Source organism: Bradyrhizobium sp. Cp5.3, assembly GCF_000426265.1.
Taxonomy (GTDB): domain Bacteria; phylum Pseudomonadota; class Alphaproteobacteria; order Rhizobiales; family Xanthobacteraceae; genus Bradyrhizobium; species Bradyrhizobium neotropicale.
The window spans coordinates 1-19,061 of record NZ_AUFA01000030.1 but is presented as its reverse complement, the minus strand read 5'-3'; the positions used below and the strand labels follow the sequence as shown (position 1 = coordinate 19,061).

18 protein-coding genes and 4 pseudogenes are annotated in these 19,061 nt (G+C 59.2%); 5 read left to right on the top strand and 17 right to left on the bottom strand.

Annotated elements, in window-relative coordinates; all coding sequences use genetic code 11:
• Positions 1-895 precede the first annotated feature (895 nt).
• The gene (locus tag K289_RS45605) at positions 896-1,228 is read right to left on the bottom strand and encodes a potassium channel family protein (protein ID WP_035686288.1); all 333 of its coding nucleotides are present in this window, start codon (positions 1,226-1,228) and stop codon (positions 896-898) included.
• 199 nt (positions 1,229-1,427) lie between these two features.
• Here K289_RS45605 and K289_RS52490 point away from each other — a divergent pair.
• Positions 1,428-1,692: pseudogene (locus K289_RS52490) on the top strand (glutathione S-transferase family protein); the annotation flags it as partial.
• Positions 1,693-1,849: 157 nt separating this feature from the next.
• Here the strand turns inward: K289_RS52490 and K289_RS0129965 are convergent.
• From K289_RS0129965 to K289_RS50785, 3 genes are all read right to left on the bottom strand, one after another.
• Positions 1,850-2,674 carry an alpha/beta fold hydrolase gene (locus K289_RS0129965; protein WP_027554870.1) on the bottom strand — a complete coding sequence of 275 codons (825 nt, stop codon included), beginning with the start codon at positions 2,672-2,674 and terminating at the stop codon, positions 1,850-1,852.
• A gap of 309 nt (positions 2,675-2,983) precedes the next feature.
• The gene (locus K289_RS0129960) at positions 2,984-3,913 is read right to left on the bottom strand and encodes an alpha/beta fold hydrolase (protein ID WP_084788770.1); all 930 of its coding nucleotides are present in this window, start codon (positions 3,911-3,913) and stop codon (positions 2,984-2,986) included.
• The gene (locus K289_RS50785; RefSeq protein ID WP_156918258.1) at positions 3,897-4,007 is read right to left on the bottom strand and encodes a hypothetical protein; all 111 of its coding nucleotides are present in this window, start codon (positions 4,005-4,007) and stop codon (positions 3,897-3,899) included. Before K289_RS50785 ends, K289_RS0129960 begins: the two co-directional genes overlap by 17 nt.
• Positions 4,008-4,903: 896 nt before the next feature.
• On the opposite strand from K289_RS50785, the gene K289_RS0129950 reads away from it, so the two are divergent.
• Positions 4,904-5,314, top strand: coding sequence for a DoxX family protein (locus K289_RS0129950; RefSeq protein ID WP_027554868.1), 411 nt, complete (start codon positions 4,904-4,906; stop codon positions 5,312-5,314).
• A gap of 786 nt (positions 5,315-6,100) precedes the next feature.
• On the opposite strand, the pseudogene K289_RS52480 reads toward K289_RS0129950, so the two are convergent.
• From K289_RS52480 to K289_RS0129900, 9 genes and pseudogenes are all read right to left on the bottom strand, one after another.
• Positions 6,101-6,226, bottom strand: a pseudogene (locus K289_RS52480) (TetR/AcrR family transcriptional regulator); the annotation flags it as partial.
• Positions 6,227-6,472: 246 nt separating this feature from the next.
• Positions 6,473-7,321, bottom strand: a complete 849-nt coding sequence (locus tag K289_RS0129935) for a 3-keto-5-aminohexanoate cleavage protein (protein ID WP_027554867.1) — start codon at positions 7,319-7,321, stop codon at positions 6,473-6,475.
• A 304-nt stretch (positions 7,322-7,625) separates the two neighbouring features.
• Entirely contained in the window at positions 7,626-7,751 is a 126-nt protein-coding gene (locus K289_RS52865) for a hypothetical protein (protein ID WP_256380020.1), read from the bottom strand.
• Between the two features lie 33 nt (positions 7,752-7,784).
• The gene (locus K289_RS0129925; RefSeq protein WP_063614213.1) at positions 7,785-8,228 is read right to left on the bottom strand and encodes a DoxX family protein; all 444 of its coding nucleotides are present in this window, start codon (positions 8,226-8,228) and stop codon (positions 7,785-7,787) included.
• Positions 8,229-8,254: 26 nt separating this feature from the next.
• Complete coding sequence (locus K289_RS45595; protein WP_051310939.1) at positions 8,255-9,118, bottom strand: methyl-accepting chemotaxis protein; 864 nt, start codon at positions 9,116-9,118, stop codon at positions 8,255-8,257.
• Positions 9,115-9,963: an intradiol ring-cleavage dioxygenase gene (locus K289_RS0129915; RefSeq protein ID WP_027554865.1), complete on the bottom strand. Its 849-nt coding sequence runs from the start codon at positions 9,961-9,963 to the stop codon at positions 9,115-9,117. The genes K289_RS45595 and K289_RS0129915 overlap by 4 nt, the downstream gene beginning before the upstream one ends.
• The gene (locus K289_RS0129910) at positions 9,956-11,044 is read right to left on the bottom strand and encodes a maleylacetate reductase (RefSeq protein ID WP_027554864.1); all 1,089 of its coding nucleotides are present in this window, start codon (positions 11,042-11,044) and stop codon (positions 9,956-9,958) included. Before K289_RS0129910 ends, K289_RS0129915 begins: the two co-directional genes overlap by 8 nt.
• Positions 11,041-12,402 (bottom strand): MFS transporter, encoded by a 1,362-nt coding sequence (locus tag K289_RS45590; RefSeq protein ID WP_035686283.1) that lies wholly within the window; start codon positions 12,400-12,402, stop codon positions 11,041-11,043. Before K289_RS45590 ends, K289_RS0129910 begins: the two co-directional genes overlap by 4 nt.
• Positions 12,371-13,438, bottom strand: a complete 1,068-nt coding sequence (locus K289_RS0129900; RefSeq protein WP_027554863.1) for an amidohydrolase family protein — start codon at positions 13,436-13,438, stop codon at positions 12,371-12,373. The genes K289_RS45590 and K289_RS0129900 overlap by 32 nt, the downstream gene beginning before the upstream one ends.
• Before the next feature lie 161 nt (positions 13,439-13,599).
• Between K289_RS0129900 and K289_RS45585 the strand changes: the two genes are divergently transcribed.
• The 3 genes from K289_RS45585 to K289_RS0129885 all read left to right on the top strand — a co-directional run bounded on the left by K289_RS45585 (position 13,600) and on the right by K289_RS0129885 (position 16,044).
• Positions 13,600-14,130 carry a MarR family winged helix-turn-helix transcriptional regulator gene (locus tag K289_RS45585; protein WP_051310937.1) on the top strand — a complete coding sequence of 177 codons (531 nt, stop codon included), beginning with the start codon at positions 13,600-13,602 and terminating at the stop codon, positions 14,128-14,130.
• Between the two features lie 28 nt (positions 14,131-14,158).
• A complete protein-coding gene (locus tag K289_RS0129890; RefSeq protein WP_027554862.1) occupies positions 14,159-15,349 on the top strand; it encodes a 3-hydroxybenzoate 6-monooxygenase in 1,191 nt (396 codons plus the stop codon).
• A gap of 464 nt (positions 15,350-15,813) precedes the next feature.
• Positions 15,814-16,044: a hypothetical protein gene (locus tag K289_RS0129885; RefSeq protein ID WP_027554861.1), complete on the top strand. Its 231-nt coding sequence runs from the start codon at positions 15,814-15,816 to the stop codon at positions 16,042-16,044.
• 231 nt (positions 16,045-16,275) lie between these two features.
• Here the strand turns inward: K289_RS0129885 and K289_RS45580 are convergent.
• From K289_RS45580 to K289_RS0129865, 4 genes and pseudogenes are all read right to left on the bottom strand, one after another.
• A pseudogene (locus K289_RS45580) lies at positions 16,276-16,741 on the bottom strand (RidA family protein).
• Between the two features lie 169 nt (positions 16,742-16,910).
• Complete coding sequence (locus K289_RS45575) at positions 16,911-18,164, bottom strand: threonine ammonia-lyase (RefSeq protein ID WP_051310935.1); 1,254 nt, start codon at positions 18,162-18,164, stop codon at positions 16,911-16,913.
• A 79-nt stretch (positions 18,165-18,243) separates the two neighbouring features.
• Positions 18,244-18,663 carry a M20/M25/M40 family metallo-hydrolase gene (locus K289_RS45570; RefSeq protein ID WP_371260867.1) on the bottom strand — a complete coding sequence of 140 codons (420 nt, stop codon included), beginning with the start codon at positions 18,661-18,663 and terminating at the stop codon, positions 18,244-18,246.
• Between the two features lie 49 nt (positions 18,664-18,712).
• Positions 18,713-19,061, bottom strand: a pseudogene (locus K289_RS0129865) (IS4 family transposase); the annotation flags it as partial.

The window sequence follows — 19,061 nt, the reverse complement described above, 5'->3', positions numbered from 1 at the left end:
TGAGGCAATCGGCGATGTCTCGTCAGTTGGAGCCCGCAATCGCATCGAAGCAGCGTGGGCAGTTCTTGCTCTAAGAGCAGCACTGCAGCCCCGCCCCTGGCGATCTTGCGATGAGCGGCCCGACCGTGTTGGTTATCATCGGCACCAGCTCTTTGGTCCCCTCATCGAGCAAGATCAGCACTGGGTTGGCCATGAGAGTGGGCGGAACGTTAACATCCTAGACGCTGCCGATTTTTAGACCCACTTCGCTGGTCTTTCTTGCGGAGCCAGACGAGAGACCTATGACGTCCAAGCGGACGTTATTTTTCCGGGAGGTTGGGGTAATCAACAAATTGATTAATCCGTTGCGCGCACGCAGGCAACCAACACTCTGTACGAAACGTACGGAATCATCGAGTCGTCCCGCTGCGCAGCCGACGCACTTTCCTGGCCCCTGAGAAATAATCCGCAAGAGCGTCGCACTCCATGAAAGCAATTGTACCAAACGTACATGCGAGGATGCGCATCGTACATTTGTGATTCCCAAAGCAACGCTGGGTCCGCCAGTTAGGCGCTTCGTACAACACCGTACCAAGTTTCCGCGCTACGACCAATAGTGCGGTCCCTCGTGTCTGGGCCTCGGCGAGCGCGTCCGCCTATCGGAATCCCCGTTCGCACCAGCCTGACGCTTGCGAATTTTGGCGTAGACGGGATCGACGCTGCGATCCGGTCCTTGAGGAAGCTGCAGGGCAGTCACTCATCGCAGATGGCGTAGCGCAGGTTGAGCTCGAGCGCTCACTCCCGCTTTTATAGCGCTACCGGCCAAGGCATCGACGAATTTGTCCGGCAAGAAGACCGCGCCACAGCCGTATGCAACCGACAGACTCTCTAACGTTTGAAGCGGGCCATCCGATTCTTACGGCTTCGGCGGCTCCTTCGGCTCGCCTTGCGAAGCTCTCTTGGCCTCACCTGGCTTATCGTCTGAAAGAATTTTGCTGTAATCGTACTTGCTCAAGACGGAGAGTGCATTGATCGTATAGCCGATATAGGCACCCATATAGATAAATCCGAAGAGCGCTTCCTCGGCTGCAATGGGTCTTTCAGCGGCAGACGGAACGAAGTCGCCATAACCGACGGTCGTCCACGTGATGATTGAAAAGTAGACGTAATCGAGCTTCGTCAGCGGCACCTTATCGATCGTTGGGTTGATTGAGAACTCTTCATAGAGTTGAGCATGAATGATAATCATGACAATCGCGCCAAGGCCGAGATTGCAAAAACCCGAACAAGGCTGCCGAAATACTCTCGCTCTTATACAAATCTCTCGTCGCGTAGACCATCGCAGCGAGCGATGCCACCAAGACAACAACCGCCAAGAAAATATTTCCGCCGACATTCAGCCAGTACGGCGGCTTGTAGTCAAATACAGGTTCAGTGAACCACACTGACCGCACGAGCTACGCAACGAAATGGACGCGATCAACGTCGCGTCTACGATACGCTTAACAATGGCGTCTACAAGGCTGGCTTCGCTACCACGCAGTCAGTCTACGAGTAAATAATCGGCCCGCTGTTCGACACACTGGATTGGCTTGTCGGTTCCTGCTCGGCGACAGGATGACCGAATCCGGCATCCGGCTATTCACGACGCTGATCCGTTTCGGCGCCGTCTATGTTGGGCACTTCAAGTGCAACATCCGTTGTGTCGGTGAGCCACAAGGTGGTCCCAGCTGGAAAGGGCCCGAGCTGAGATCGCCGCGCATCTGGCGGCTGCGATGCGTAAGCCGCCTGAATCGGCCGCGGTGCACTCGCAACATTGGTGGTCCGAGTGCACGGCAAACCCACACGCGAGGAGAGGCGAGAAGTCGCACTAGCCCTTGATAAACGCCAGCAAGTCCGCGTTGATCGTGGGGGCTTCCGTGGTCGGCATGCCGTGCGGAAAGCCCTTGTAGGTTTTTAGCGTGCCGTTCTTCAGAAGCTTGGCCGACAGCGGTGCGGAGTTCGCATAGGGGACGATCTGATCATCATCGCTGTGCATCACCAGCACGGGAAGCGTGATCTTCTTCAGGTCCTCGGTGAAATCGGTCTGCGAGAAAGCGACGATGCCGTCGTAGTGCGCCTTGGCGCCGCCCAGCATGCCCTGGCGCCACCAGTTCTGGATCAAGGCCTCCGAGACCTTGGCACCGACGCGGTTGAAGCCGTAGAAGGGGCCGGCCGCGATGTCGCGATAGAATTGTGCGCGATTGGCCGCAAGCTGCGACTGGAAGCCGTCGAAGACCTCTTTCGGGAGGCCGCCGGAATTGGCCGGCGTCTGTACCATGAGCGGGGGAACAGCGGCGATGATCGCCGCTTTCGCCACCCGGCTCTCGCCGTGACGCGCGATGTAGGCGACCACCTCGCCGCCGCCAGTCGAATGGCCAACGTGAATGACATTCTTCAGATCGAGATGCTCGGTTAGCGCCGCGAGGTCATCCGCATAGTGGTCCATGTCGTGGCCATCGGCCACCTGGCTCGAGCGGCCGTGCCCGCGCCGATCATGGGCGATGACGCGGAAGCCATGGCTCAGGAAGAACAGCATCTGTGCGTCCCAATCGTCCGACGACAGCGGCCAGCCGTGGCTGAACACAATCGGCTGGCCCGATCCCCAATCTTTGTAAAAGATCTCGACGCGGTCTTTAGTGGTGATGGTGGGCATAGAGGCTTCTCTTGTTAATGGATCATTCTCGGGCACGCCGCGTCCTAACGAACATTAGGTGAGAGACAAACCCAACACGCGAGAAATCGGACTCCACTTAGAGCGGAGAAAGGTTCGTTTATCGGTTCGAAGGCTGGAGCAACCTTGCAGATGGGCTTAGCGACCGCGCGCAATGCTGTGCTCCTTACTCGGCGTAAAGCTCGATCTCCGCGCATCTACAGGCAAATCCAGGCGGGCCCAGCGCGCGAGAACCGCTTCGGCTACTAACGATACTAAATTGCTGCTTACGAACGAACGCCTGTCGCGCGCTCATTGCAGAAAGTCAGTCACAAACTTGATGGTCGCGTTTGGATTTTCTTCCATGAGCCAATGTCCCGCGTGTGGGACCACAGCCTCCTGTACATTCGTGGCCGCAGCGCGCATCACGGTCGCCATCAGCGGACCAAATGATTTCTCACCACCCACCGCCAGCACCGGCATCGGCAGCTTTCCTTTGGCTAGGAAAGCCTTGTTGTCGACCGCGTCCTGGTCGAAAGCTTTGAACTGCTCGAAACCGGAATGCATCGCGCCAGGTTTTGCATAGAGTTTTGCATAGTGCTCGCGCGACGCTTCATCGAAGTTCTTTGGGTCGGCTGAAAATTCGTTCCAAAAGCGATCTAGGTAGATTCGCTCACGACCCTTGACCAGCCTTTCCATGTCTGGCCCACCAAAGCGGAAGTGCCACAGCAGTGGATTCTTCAGGACCTCGTCCCACGGGCCCACTCCCGGCAGAGGCGCATCCATCAAAATGAACTTCGTCACGCGATCGGGTTGCTCCGCCGCGAAGGCATAGCCTACCATATTGCCAATATCGTGGGTGACGAGATCGATCTTGCCGATCTTGAGCGCGTCGAGTACGCCAGCAATATCGCCGCCCTGGGTCTTCTTGTCGTAGCCGCCTGACGGATGTGAAGACAGACCCATACCCCGCAGATCGGGCACGATCACCGTGTGATTGCTCGCCAGTTTGACGGCCAGCGGCTCCCACATGTCGCCGGTCTCGCCGTAGCCGTGGAGCAGCACCACCGCCGGGCCTTTGCCGCCGACCCGCACGAAGATCTGGGTGCTATTGATGGGGATCGTTTGCATTCTGAAGTTGGCCGGAAAGGGACGGACCTGCGCCAAGACAGGCGCGGCCGCCAGCGCCGCTATTATAGCCAGGGGGAAAATAGATCTTCGCACGTCATTCTCCTTCAGCATCGCGCCCCACGATCACAAGCCATCTCGGCGATTCCGGCAATTCGCGCCTGAGAAACCAGGCAATAGCAGACCCGACTGCGCCCAGCAGGAACATGACGCGCCAGCATGAGAGTGCGGCGGAACGTTAACATCCTAGACGCTGCCGATTTTTGAGACCCACTGGGCTGGTCTTTCTTGCGGAGCCAGACGAGAGACCTATGACGTCCAAGCGGACGTTATTTTCCCCGGAGGTTGGGGTAATCAACAAATTGATTAATCCGTTGCGCGTACGCAGGCAACCAACACTCTGTACGAAACGTACTGAATCACCGTGTCGTCCCGCTGCGCAGCCGACGCACTTTCATGGTCCTTAGAAATAATCAGCAAGAACGTCGCGCTCCATGAAAGCACTTGTACCATCGTACATGCGAGGATGCGCATCGTACATTTGTGACTCCCAGAGCAACGCTGGGTCCGCCAGTTAGGCGCTTCGTACAAAACCGTACCAAGTTTCTGCTCTACGCAGGGGTCTCATCATTTTATCGTGAAAACGCTAGGGAGCGGAATCGTCCGCGCCAAGCCACTCACTGGCTCAATTCGATGAAGTGCTCTTTGGCGTGGAAAGAAAAATCGGGGGCGAGTTGCAACAACCTGGAGATTTACATGAAGATCATTGGGAGCCATTTCCTGGGCTCGGCGGCGGTTCTGCTTTACGCGCCGGACCCCTGTCAAGAATCTGACCTTCTCGGCCAAAGTGGGTTACGTCCATCTCGACCAGAAGTTTACCGGCGCCGCGTCCCTCACACCCGCTGCTCCGAAGCCGACCGCGACTTACGAATACAAAGACCAAGACACTGCTTGGCTCAACCTTCAAGTCCGACGCAATTTCTAATTGGCATCCTGAAAGCAAGGCCCAGCCGCTTCGCAACAACTTCCCGGTGAGCCCTCCGCGATGCCCCGCCGAGGGCTGACGCACCGAAGGTGGACTCTCCCAAACTAAGGATTCAGTGAATGGAAATGACAAGACGCACTCCGCACGTAGTTGCGATCGTAAGGATTGTCGTAAGTTTGCTCTTTATCGAGCACGGTACCCAGAAACTTTTCGGCTTTCCGACACCGGTCCACGGAATGGTACCGTTACTATCCCTTCTGGGTTTCGCGGCATTGTTGGAAATCGGTGGCGGCATTCTGCTCTTGATCGGGTTCGGCACTCGGTTCGTTGCATTCCTCCTTTCCGGGGAAATGGCGGTCGCCTATTTCACGGCTCACGCGCCCCGAGATTTCTTTCCAGTGGTCAACGGTGGCGATGCTGCGATTCTGTTCTGCTTCTTCTTCTTTCTCTTGATCTTTCTGGGACCGGGCGCTTGGAGCGTCGACGGCGTCCTCAAGTCCAGTTCGACGAATGCACGGGCAAGCATGTAGGACTGGACCGGACGATGATCGGTAAGACCGCGATTGGCGGCCTCTTAGCAAGCCGAGGTCGTTCGATCTTTCGCGCGGCAATGGCTGAGTTAAAATCATCGCAGGTGGAACGGCTACAAAGCTCCGTCGCCGATTGGGAGCAATTGCGTCACGCCTTTGACACGCCGCCTTTGGTAGAGCTGAGAAATACGCCCAAACAAGGTATTTCGGCTGTTAGAGCGCTCCTTTGTAAGAGAGAGGTCCTCGCAAGCCAACCAGATCCGCAGCTTCATCCTAGAGTAAGCACACGAAAGGCCTTTCTACACCGAATGTCGCCGGCAAGGTTTCGCTTCATGCTTCCATTACCGGTGAGATCCGCCTCGTTGAGCCCCGCCAAGTCATCCGCGCGTCCGTATCGAGTGACGCGATGATCGAGACGAGGAAGGAGCGATCAACGACCTCGTCGGACGCTATTCGTCCTCACGGTCATCTCAGGCACGCGCCTTCGGCTGAAACGCGCTGATCGATATGTCCCATAATCATTCACTGCGCGAAAGGCGTCACTGGCGAACCGAAGGGCCCTTCCGCAGACCGTGTACTGAGCACTGCTTGCCGGAAGCACGATCAGCTCTCGGGTCGCATGCCAGCGCCCTGCCCCTTGCGATCCCAACCAAAACGTCCGCCGACCTCACATCACCGGAAGAGCGATAATCCCAACTTGCTTTCGATAGATTTTTCCTGATCTCCCGGTGCACACGCTGTGCACACGCCGCCTGGTTGTTGCGCGACGCCGCGCTGACCGCCCGGCTAAGCCAGCGGCAGCGACGCACGCGTCTCGGTCAGAATTTCCCTTGACAGCTTCGGATCATCAACGATGCGGGCCAGTACCATTGCTCCGACCATGGCTGACCAAGCTGCAATGGCGGAGCGACGCTTCTCGGAAGGCGCGCCACCCTTTGCATCGTGCGCTGGGTTGGTGGACAGTGCGGACCTAGTACACCAAGAAAGAGCCTAGTTCGAAGCACAAGCTCGACTTTGATAGGTCCCACAAGATGTCAACCATCAAGAGCAAAATCATGATGAAAGCGAGCGCGCCCGCAAGCGTAATCATCGACCATTCCGATGAGGTTGGTCCCACTTCATCAGTCAATAACGTGGAGCGTTCTTGCATCCGCCGGACTAGCTGATACGCGTTGAAGGTTCCGCCTGAATTCTGAGAATGCCTCTCGCCTCTTCCGCGTTGGCTGGACGCCGTCCGAAGCGGGTCACCTGCTCGACCGCGATTTCGACGAGTTCCGCATTGCTCGCCGCAAGGCGCTCCTTTCCAATCCTGATGTTGTCTTCCAAACCGGTTCGCACCGCGTCGGCGCCGCGCTCAAGTGCCCAAGCCATCACTTCGGATTGGTACCGGCCGATACCCGCGGCCGTCCAGGTCGCATTGGGCAATAGCAGTTTCGCCTCACCAATCAGGATGTCGAGGGCGCGCTTGTCCGCGGGCATCGCATTCTTGATGCCCATTACGAGTTGAATGTGAACCGACCCGTCAATCAAACCTTCGGTGACAAGATCGTGCGCCGTATAGATGTGGGAAAGATCGAAGATTTCGATCTCAGGACGAATTGCGAGATCTCGCATCTGGCATGCAAGCCTACGAACCAGCTCCGTATGATTTTCGTAAACGATGTTGGGAAAGTTCACCGATCCGGTGGACAACGAAGCCATGTCCGGCTTTAGGAATAGCGCCGAACCGCGTGACCGCGGATCTCGTCCGCGGCCTCCGGTCGAGAACTGAACGATCATGCCGGGACAGTGCTTGATCACTCCCTCCTGAACGCTACGAAACCGTTCTGGATCGGATGAAGAGCTTTCGTCATCGTTACGAACGTGGATGTGGACGAGTGTTGCCCCCGCCTCGAAGGCCTCATGCGTCGCTTCGATCTGCTCGCAAGGCGAAATCGGAACGGCGGGGTTGTCCTTCTTGCGAGGCACAGATCCCGTTATCGCAACGGCAATAACTACAGGTTTCATCGAAAATCCCTTTCAGCGGAGTCAAGCCGGCAATAGTGCCGATTGCGGCATTCCCTGGTTGGCCTGGTCTCAGTGGCACTCATACGGCGCTGGCCGTCAGGAGGGCATGCGTAGACCGACGGTGAACTGAGCTAGTAGAAGTTCAGCCTTGCCGCCTCAGAAATCCTGTTATGCTCACTGTTTCCTAGATCTTAGCGCCGAAGAACGGATCGGCCCGATTAAATGCCTCAACCTCGGATCGAGAAGGTGTGTCTATCAGGAAGAGGCTTCCAATCATGGTTTGTCGGTCGTCTGCGACAAGTGGTCAGGACTTCACTATTTTGATGCCGAATCGGCCCGCATCGGCAAGAAATGCCTTGTGGGCATCGAAACTGTCGAGGCGCGTAGCCAGAGCTACGACAGAGTCAGTAGCGTGGATGGCAAACAGCATTTTGATCTCCGACGAGTTGCTCGGACCTCACCACTATCCGCGCTTGAGTGCGGTGCTCACCGCATGGTTGCCGGCTCCGTAGTTGGCGATAAGTGCAAGCAGGCCGAGCAACCCGAGGTTTTTCAGGAAGTTGATCGTTTGCGCGACGACCTGCGCTTCTGGTGCAGCCCAGAAATTGTGAAACATCAACGTCGCGGCAATCGTGAACGGGATCAGGATCAAAGCTGCCGGGCGCGCAAATAGACCCAGCAAGAGCGCCACACCACAACCGAGTTCGACCGCAATTGAGCCTGCCGCGAGAACCCGTCCAAAGCCGTCTGGTCCGCCGTAGAGACGTGCGGCGGTGGCAGTGAACGCCATAACTTTGCCGATACCGCTGTAGAGGAACAGGGGCGCGATGGAGAGGCGGGCGAACAACAAGACCCACGAGCCGTCTATCGCGTTGTCCGACTTGCGAAGATCTGTTGATACTGACATCGTTGGCTCCTTCTGTGGTGGCATGGTTACGCGTCTATTTGACGTTTCGATAAGGATTCGCTGAGCTGTTTCGCGCGCGCGAGATTTTTTCCCGCGCCCCGCCGGATCGCCTCGACCGTATCGCGAAGCTTGCTTAGCTCCGAGGCGCACCCTTCGACAGCTAGCGAGTTCTCGACGGCCAGGGCGCGTTGCTGCGCGATCGCGCTCGCAATCGTTTCGATCCGGTGACGGATACCGCGAACGCTCGAGTCAATTCCCTTCACCGACTCCGTCGACTTTGACGACGCTGCGCTGATCTGTTCGATCTGCCGCTCGATGTCCTTCGTCGCCTCGGCGGTTTGCGCTGCCAACGTCTTCACTTCGGTGGCGACGACGGCGAATCCACGACCGGAATCGCCCGCGCGCGATGCCTCGATGGTCGCGTTCAACGCCAGAAGATTCGTCTGGCTGGCGATCTTTCTGATAATTCCGACAACTGACGCGATACGTCCGACGGCTTCAGTCAGGTCGCTAAAATGGCTGTCAGCCGTGATCACATTCTGCGCCATCCCGGCGACATTATCGGAGACGGACTCCGCTTCATGCATGATCTGCTCGATCGAACGGCTCATGCCCTTCGACGACTCGGCCGCCATCGACGTTCCCTTCTCGATCTCGCCGCATGACTTGGTCGCCGAGGCCAGTGTACCCTCCGCGCCTTCGATGGCCCTGACCATGTCGAAGGCGAGCGCCGATACCTGATCAGCGCTTTTCTCCTCGGAAACCTCCTCCGTCGTAGCGAACGCAACGAGTTCGCAGCGCAAGTCATCAATGATGGCCTCTGCCGAGCGACCGGCATTGCGCTTTCGCGCGAGAAACGTCTCGAAGCGGGCCAGCGCGTTCGTCGTCATTGCCGCTCCTGCGACAGCGACTTTAACCCGAAGCGATACTTGAGGACGCGGCCGGAGCCGTTACCGGCATTCTTGGCGAACGTCGCGATGAGCGAGTTCTTCACACCGAACACAGCATCCGAATCCAGATACGGGCTTTCGGCATTGAAGATGTGCGTTATCAGGGTCTCGTACCCCTCGGCCGCGATCATGAAGTGGATATGTGCTGGACGGTTGGGATGTCTGCCGAGCGCACCCAGCATTTCGCCGACCGGTCCATCATCCGGAATCGGATAGAACGCCGGCATGATCGATTTGAAAGAAAAACGTCCCTGCTTATCGGTTCTGAATCGTGCTCGCAGCAGGGACGATTGGAGCTCTGGACGCTGGACGTCGTAATAGCCGTCATCATCGGCCTGCCAGACGTCGACGGTCGCGCCCTCGAGCGGCACGCCGTCGGGAGATGAGACTGAACCTTCGACCAGCAAGGGCTCGCCTTCCGCGCCGTGCGAGATGTCCGCTCCAAGCGGTTCGTCCGGCCGAGAGGCGACAAAGAACGGCCCAAGCACGGTCGTTTCCGTCGCGCCTTCCGGCATGCGGTGGTTGATCGCATCGACCAGCATCGAAACGCCGAGCGTGTCCGACAGCAGGATGAACTCCTGCCGCTTGTCGCTGCACATCTGTCCGGTTCGCGTCAGGAAATCGATCGCGTGATTCCATTCGTCGAAGGTAATTTCGACGTCGCGCACGAAGTCATGGAGATGGCGGACGAGGCTTGTCATGATTGTCTTGAGCCGCGCGTCCTTGGTCTGCGCCAAGCTGTCAATGACGGCATCGGTGATATTGCTCTCGTCGAAATCACGCATGACGCGTCTCCCCGTCCGCGCTGGATGCGGGTCTCACACCTTCGAACGCGTTATCAAGAAGTTCGCGGATCGCCGACAGCGCCAGCGGCCGCGGATTTGGATACGGCGTCTTGACCGCCGCGCTCGCCGCCACATCGAGGTCGGCGCGCTTCAGGCCCAGCGAGGACAGGGCGGTTGGCGCGCCCAGCCGGCTTGCGAGATCGAACAGGCCGGCTGCCGTGTCATCGGCGCCGAGCGCGCGCGCCGCGCGTCGCATGGCGTCCTGCGCCGCCGGAGCATTGTATGCGGTGGCGTGCGGCAGGATCACAGTGTGCGTTTCCGCGTGCGGCAGGTCGAACATGCCACCCAGCGTGTGGCAGAGCTTGTGATGCAGCCCCATGCTCACCGCATTCAGGCATGTCCCGCACAGCCACGCGGCGTAAAGAGCGTCCGACCTCGCGTCGCGGTCGCCGGGAGATGCAACCAATTTGGGCAGCGAGCGCGCGAAGCAGCGGATGGCTTCTTCGGCCAGAATCGATGTGACTGGATTACCGTCCTGTGCATAGAGCGCTTCGATCGCATGTGCGATCGCGTTCATGCCGGAGACGACGGTTTGATGCACGGAGAGTGTCAGCGTCAGATCGACATCGTAGATGATCACCTCCGGCTGGACCTTCGGGCTGCGCAAGGTGCGCTTTTCATTGCCCGCGGTCTGGCCGAGGATTGAGGTCGCTTCCGACCCGGCATAGGTCGTCGGCAGCACGATCTGCGGCAGGTCGGTGTTGAGGGCGATGGCCTTGGCGAGCCCAACCGACGAGCCCCCGCCGATCGCGACCACGCAATCCGCGGCAAGCTCCTGCGCGCGGGCAACCGCCCGCTCGGTCACGTCGACCGGCGTATGCATGGCGGCTTCATTGAAGATGCCGGCGGCAAGGTCACCGATATCGGCCGCGAGCTGCGCCGCATCGTTTCGCTGCGGCGGCGTCGACAGGATCAGAACGCGGGCGCACGACAATGTCCGGATCTCGTCCGCTAGCGCAGCCCTGGTGCCCGAGCCGAACACCACCCGCGCGGCCGGCGCCGTGTAAACGAACGGCGTCATTGCGCCTCCGCCGGGATTGTATTCGCGGCCGGCATCGCCGCGTCCCGCAGGCCGAGCGATCCGATCGTGAGCCCTCCAACGATGGCCGCACCGCCGATTGCCCAGAACACGGCGTCGGGACCACCCGTCGCCTGCTGCAGAAGCCCGATGACGTAAGGTCCGAGAATGGCCCCCACCCGGCCGACGCCCAGCTCCATGCCAACGCCGCTCGCGCGGAAGTCGGTCGCATAGGAGCCAGCCGTGAAATTGTTGAGGACGTGCTGAGCACCGATGATGCAGAAGCCGGCGACGGCGACGATCGCAAGATTGAAGCCGTGGCCAGAGACGAAGACCAGCGCGAGCACGGCAATCCCTCCAAGGATCCACCATGTGCCGAGATAGCGTGGTGCAAGACCGAGGTTGCGATCGGCCAATGTCGCGAGCGCCAGTCCGCCGATGAAGGAGGTCGCCTGCATCAACGCGCCGAAACCGAACGAGGCCGCAAACGTCTCGCCCCGCTTGATCATGACCGTCGGAATCCAGCCGGTCAGGCCGAAGATCGCAAACAGGGTCAGGAATGCGGTGAACCAGATTGTGAGTGAGACGCGCCGGTAGCGCGGCGTCAGGAGCGCACCGATGGTGTTCCAGCTTGCCGCCTGCTCGCCCGAGCGAAACGAAGCCGTCTGATAGGCCGCACCGCGCTCCGGCCGCAGCTTAGTCATCAGCGCACGCAGCTCGTCAAACCGTCCCCGTGCCGCCAGGAATTTCGGGCTCTCCGGCAGAACCGCGTGAACCACGAAGGTGAGCGGGATCGACAGCGCGCCGACATAATAGAGTATCTGCCAGCCATAGAGGGGCGTAAGGAAGACGCCGACCAGTCCGGCAAAGACGCCGCCCAAGGACCAGCCCAGCGTCACGCCCCACAGCGAAAACTTGTTGCTGACGCGTTGCGGCGCGAGCTCATTGATATAGGTCGTTCCGAGAGGGAGCAGCACGCCGAGCCCAAGCCCGGTCATGAAGCGCAGCGCGCAGAAGCTGAGGAAGCTGGAAGCAAACACCGCCGTGAGCAGCGTGAAGACGTTGACGATCCACAGACCCGCAAGCATCGTTCCGCGCCGTCCGAACCGATCGGCAATCATGCCGTGGCAGACCGCCGCAACCAGGAAGCCGATCAGGCCGGAGCTGACAAGGAGACCTGCCTGGCTCGGCACCAGGCCCCATGGCTGCATGACATAATGAATGACGTAAGCAGGATTGAACGTGTCGTAGCCGTCAAACATCGTGATCAGCGTGATGAGCACGCCGAGAATCCGGTGCGAGCGTCCGACGGTGGCGCCGGACAGTTCTTCATGAACGTCGAGTTCTGACGAGAAGCTCATGGGATTCCTCCGCTGAAATTGATGTCTTGGTCTGCTCTTTGGCAGATTGGGGCGAGCTGCCCGCAAGCTTGAACAGCGAGCGTGCATTCTCGCGTCCGATCTTGATGCGATCGTTCTCGGAAATCGCGGCCTGGTCGAACCAGAGTGCGGCGTGATCGATGTTCTCGAACGGCCAGTCGGCGGAGAACAGGATGCGGTCGGCGCCGATCTCGAGCATGGCGTCGATCAGCGTCTGGGTCCGAAAATTGCCTGATGTCGTGAGGTAGAAGTTCTCGCGGAAATAATCGGCGATGGGCCGCTTTGCGGGATAGACGTTCTGCGTACGCATCCACTTGTTGTGGTTGTCGATGCGCCACATCGAATAGGGCAGGCCTTCGCCCATGTGGCCGAGAATGACGTTGAGGCGCGGATAGGCGTCGAACAGGCCCGAGCCCATCAGGCGCAGCGCGTGGACCGCGGTCTCCTGCCCGAATGCCCAGGTCGGCCCCATCAGCCAGCGATGACCTTCATAGATCGCGGCGTCCTTGGCGAGCGGATTGCGCGGATGCAGGTAGAAGGGAACATCGAGGCGCTCGACCTCCGACCAGAACGGCCAGAACTCCTTCAGGTCGTAGTAGATCGCCTTCTCGGTGCTCGCGAGCTGGCTGAACCCGTTGACCAGCGCGCCGCGAAAGCCGAGAGCCGTGACGCAGTGGTTCAATTCGCGTGCTGCAGCCTCCGGGTCTTGCATCGGCAGAGCGGCCAGTCCCTGAAAGCGCTGTGGGCGCCGCGCGACCTGCTCGGCGAGAAAATCGTTGGCGCGCCGCGAGAGCTCCAGCGCACGATTGCGATCCGGGATCGCCTGGATCGCCGGCGCATTCAGCGACAGCAGCATTAGCTCGATGCCGTGCGCATCCATCTCCCTGAGCCGTCGGTCCTGGATGTCGAGCAGCCTTGCTTTCAGCTCGACCCAGTCCTCCGCCGGCGAAAATCCGGCGCTGTCCTGAACCGTCTCTTCGAGGGCGAAGTGTTCCTCGAGCGCGATCTTTCCCCGCATTGACCTCACCTCGTCTGTTTCCTGCTTGACAAGGACAACACTCCGTTTCAGAACACTTGTCAATGGGATTATATCATTTGCAACTAAATCAAACGCAACTGTTGCCCGCGCGGAGAAGCATAGGTAAGCCCTCAGCTCGCCGAGACTGCGGGGGTAAATCCATGTATCGACTGTCGAATTCCCTGCCCTACCTGCTCGCCAGGGTGGGCATTCGGATGGGAGATCTGTTTGTGCGCGTGGTCAAAAAGGAAGGACTGACGCTGCCGATGTACCGCGTGCTCGCGGCGCTGGCCGAGCAGGACCGGCCGCTGCGCCTCGTCGAACTGAGCGCGCTGACGTCGGCGGATTTGTCGACACTGTCGCGCCTCGTCGCCGACATGCACAAGGCCGGCTTCGTCTCGCGCGAGCGGCCCGCGAATGATCAACGCAGCCTGCAGGTGGAGCTGACGCCCGCGGGTCATGAGCTTTACGAGCGGTTCATGCCGGTTGCGGCCTATTACGAGGACGTTGCGACCGGCGATCTCTCGCGCAAGGATGCCGCGGCGCTCAAGGCGACGCTCAACTCGCTCTATGACAATCTCGACCGGCTCGAGGCCGAGGTCGAAAACGGTGACGTCGCAAGGCTGATCAAGCCGAAGCAGGAGCGGCCGACCAAGGAACGTCCCCCGGGAAAAGGCCGTCCGCCAAAATGATGCGGCGGGAGCCGCAGAAGGAGGAGACATGTCGAACGAGCGCATTCTCATTGCCGGCGGCGGCATCGGCGGTCTGGCCACGGCCCTCGCGGCGGCGGCGCAGGGATTTCAGGTCACGGTTCTCGAGCGCGCCTCCCGCTATCAGGAAATCGGCGCCGGCATTCAACTCGGCCCAAACGCATTCCACGCCTTCGATCGCCTGAAGCTCGGCGATGCGATCCGCTCCATCGCGGTCTTCATCGATCAATTGCGGCTGATGGACGCGGTCACGGCGGAAGAGATCACCCATATCGACCTGACCACCTATTTCAGGACGCGTTTCGGCAATCCCTATGCCGTCGTTCACCGCGGCGAGCTGCACACCATCCTCCTCCGCGCCTGCCAGGACCATGAAGCGATCACGCTTCGCGCCGACTGCGACGTCACCGGCTACGACCAGAACGGCGACCGCGTTACGGCTCTGTTGAAATCCGGAGAGCGCGTCACGGGCTCTGCCCTCATCGGCGCCGACGGCCTGCGGTCGAGGATCCGGCAACAGATGCTCGGCGACGGCGAACCGCGCGTGGCCGGACACACCACCTACCGGTCGGTGATCCCGACCGAGCAGATGCCGGACAATTTGCGTTGGAACGCCGCGACATTGTGGGCGGGGGCGAAATGCCACCTCGTCCACTACCCGCTCTCGGGATGGAAGGTCTTCAACCTCGCCATCACCTGCCACAACAATCCGCCTGAAGTCTTCGCGGCAAAGCCCGTCTCGCACGAAGAGGTGCTTGCGGAATTTCGCGATATCCATCCGCGCGCGCAGGCCATCATCCATCACGGCAAGGACTGGAAAGCCTGGGTCACCTGCGATCGAGACCCGATCGAGCATTGGGTGGACGGCCGGGTTTGTCTTCTGGGCGATGCCGCGCATCCGACGCTGCAATATTTCGCGCAAGGCGCCTGCATGGCGCTCGAAGACGCCGTGTGCCTAGGCGATGCGCTCGCCTCAAAGCCCGGTGATATCGAAGGCGGGCTCGAGCTCTATCGAACGACGCGGCTGCTCCGAACCGCGCGGGTCCAATTGGGCTCACGCCTGCTCGGCGATTACGTCTATCATGCCGATGGCCCGCAAGCGATGTTGCGAAATCATCTGATGCGGCAGATGAACGTCGAAAGCTTCTGCGAGAACTTCTCGTGGTTATACCAGCCCCCGGCAACTGCGACGATCCGCTGACCTGCGCGCCGTCGTCCCACGCACCAAGCGCGACGCGGCATTGAGTTATTGGCGACCCACATTCCGAACGAATGGCAAAAACTGGAAGCCTGCAGATGGGTACCGCCTTTCCCCACACCAACCAAATCTACGATATCTCATCCAGTCCTACGCTTAACGCAGCTCATTCGCCCGGAAAACTTATAGGCGATCCTTCCGCCGCTCATCTAAGATTTCCTCCTTTGAAGCGGAAAATCTGTTTTCCGATTCAATTTGATGCTGCGGGTATCTGAGATCCTTATTGCGATCTGTCGCCGCTCTAGTCAGTAATCGTGTTTCTCGCTACGCGACCGAATAAACCCTCGATTGACACAGTGGATGAATAACTCGCATTGCCTCTTGCCATAGCGGATGCGCTGCTCCGTTTGCTGTCTGTCGCAAAGGCTGAACTCGAATCGGAAAAGCCACGCGCATGATCAGATGGCGTGCGTCGCGTCGTGGCCGTGGCGCTTGCCTTGATCGTGGCCATCCTGGCGTTGGCGTCGCACATGACGGCGCTCTGGCAGATGTGGGTAACATCGGGGCTTATGATCGGCCTCGCGACCGGGGTCACCGCCAAAATGCTGGGCGCTACCGTCGCAACGCGATGGTTCACCAAGAAGCTCGGCCCGATCATCGGTGTCCAGAGTGCGAGAGTGTCAGTCAATCCTGCTTGAAAAGACAACGGATTTTCAACCTTCCTATATCAAAACCCACCATTTGAGCTACGGCCGGGAAATGGGTTTTGTTGCGCTCTCGTACAAGCCCGCGCGACGGCTAGCGCGGCCCAATCGTCCATACAGGCGGTCGTCCCTCTCGGTATCGAACATGCCCGTGAGTGTCGGCGACTGGATCAAAAGCCGGAGCACTGCGGGCGAGCGAGGAAGGCGCCGCTGGTTTGCTTCCGCTCAAGCCACTTCGAAGATGGCTTCGACTTCCACCGCGGCGTCCAACGGCAACGCTGCAACGCCGACGGTGGTGCGGGCATGGCGTCCCTTGTCGCCGAACACGGCGACCATCAAATCGGATGCGCCGTTCAATACCTTTGGCCCATCGAGAAAATCCGGCGCGGAATTGACAAAGCCGACGAGCTTAACCACGCGGGTGACCTTGTCGAGGTCGCCGAGCGCCGCCTTGGCTTGGGCCAGGAGATTGACACCACAGGCGCGCGGCCGCGCTGCCTTCTTCAACTGTGACGCCGGCGCCAAGCTTGCCCTGAACGACCAGCTTGCCGCCTTCGCCGAAACAAAGCTGACCGGACACCATCAGCAAGTTACCGGTGCGCACGAACCCGGTATAGTTCGCCACGGGAGCGCGAGGAGCGTTCAGAGTAATGCACAAGGTCGCGAGAGTCTGTTCAACTGTGCCGGCCATTTGTCTTGTCCTTGATTGCTCGATGTCGTGGTGCGTCTAAGCGAACTAGCGAGTGTAGAGCAACTCACCAACGAATTGAGTATTCGCTACTTTGCTTAAAAGAAGAACCCGGCACGATGTGCCGGGTTCGAGTTCGCCGCCCACTCGGAGCAGCTCGGGAGAAGCCATATCATCTTGCATCCCTTGGGCCGTCAAAATTCACGTGAAGATTGGCTGCCTTCAGTAGACCGATGGTCGACGCAAGATGCGACCGGTCTCTGGTCTCTATGACGACCTCAAGGTGCACCGCTTTGGCTGGCAGATCCGTAAAGATGCGCTGATGAGATACCTCTACGATGTTAGCTCCGGCGTTGCCCAGAACCGAAACAATCGCGCCCAGTTGACCTGGCCGATCCACAATATCGAAACGGAGCTGCGAAAGACGCCCTTCCCTTGCAAGTTGGCGCGTGAGGACGCCCGACAGGAGTCGGGTGTCGATGTTGCCTCCGCTCAGCACGAGGCCAAGCTTGCGACCTTTGAAGCGCTCAGGATTGGCGAGCACTGCCGCCAGGACAGCAGCTCCGGCACCTTCGGTTACGGTCTTTTCGATCGTGAGGAGAAGGCTCAACGCATGTTCGACGTCCCGTTCTGTCACCAGAACAATGTCATCCACCAGTGCACGCACGATGTCTGATGTGATCCAGCCCGGAGATTTGACTGCAATGCCCTCGGCGAGGGTATCGCCACGCATCGGGAGAGATTTTCCTTTGACGACGTTGTACATCGAAGGATAGAGGGCAGCCTGCACCCCGATTATCTCGATATCCGGCTTAAGCGCCTTGGCTGCCACTGCCATGCCGGAAATGAGGCCGCCTCCGCCGATCGGTACGATCAGCACGTCGAGGTCGGGCACCGAAGCGAGCATCTCAAGAGCTATGGTCCCCTGACCGGCGATGATTAGGGGATCATCGTAGGGATGGATGAACGTCAACCGTTCGTCGCGGCCATGCTTCGTGGCCAATGCGGAGGCTTCCTCCAGAGTTGCTCCACCTTCGATCACAGTCGCACCATGCCGACGCGTGTTCTCGATTTTCACGGTCGGAGTCCCCACAGGGACGTAAATGGTTGCCGGTACGGAAAGGCGCGACGCGTGATAAGCAACGCCTTGCGCATGATTGCCGGCCGAAGCTGCAATCACCCCCCGCTGCCGCTGATCGGCGGATAAAGCCGAGAGCCGATTGAGCGCCCCACGCTCCTTGAAGGTCGCTGTAAATTGCAAGTTTTCGAACTTGAACCACAGGCTAGCACCCGCAATGTCGGACAATGTTCGGCTGTAGTCGAAATTTGTCCGTTTGACGACGCCAGCGAGCGTGTCCGCAGCCGCCTCGACGTCGCGAAGGGTGACAGGCAGTCGTGCTAGGGGTGCTTTTGCAGCTTGGGTCATCACGATCGAACTCCGATATCGTTTTTTAGTCGGAGGTGCCCAGCGCAAGCTGGATCCCGAGAGCGAAGGCGCTCGTCATCTAGTGCCGAGAAAGCGCTTGTTCCATCAATCGCACCCAATAGCGAGCGCCGGTTTCAAGGATACTGTCGTTGAAGTCGTAGGATGGACTATGCAGCGGCTCGCCATGCTGCTCATCCCCCGAACCGAGCCAGACATAGGCGCCGGGCACCTTCTGGGTCAGGAAACCGAAATCATCCGAGGCCATCGACGGCCTGCAGCCAACCTGAACGGGCATGAGCGTATTCATGTCGGCGGCGACTGAGGCGGCTAGTTCCGCTTCACGCGCACTGTTGACCGTCGCAGGATAACGCCGTTCATATTTGACGCTGGCTGTTGCTCCGTAGGTCGCGGCTGTCGCCTCCACGATGCTTCTGACGTTGCTTTCAATTGCATCGCGAACGGATTCCGAGAAGCATCGCGCTGATCCTCGGATTGTCACTAAGGCTGGAATCACATTCCAGGTCTGGCCCCCATGTACCTGCGTTCTTTCAATTACCCATAATCTTTGCCTCGATCGCGGCTCCCAATTCGATATCGGTCAGCCGCGATAGTCCGCGCCAGATGACGGTATTTCCTGGAGGAGGATCGTTGGCTCGGGCTAAGTATCCTCCGAGCCGCGCGATCTTGACGACATAGTGCGAGAGCGTACCCCGTCGAGGGCGATCGCCACCCTTGTCTTTCACCAAATGATCAAGAAGCCTGAGTTCGGAATCTGTCAGCGCCGTCTGCGGTAGGGCATTCGGTGAGGAACGATTGAGCATCGTCATCCAGAAGACGCGCCAACTTACAATACAAAAAACGGCGATCAGATTGACCAAACGCTCAGCGGTTCGCAAC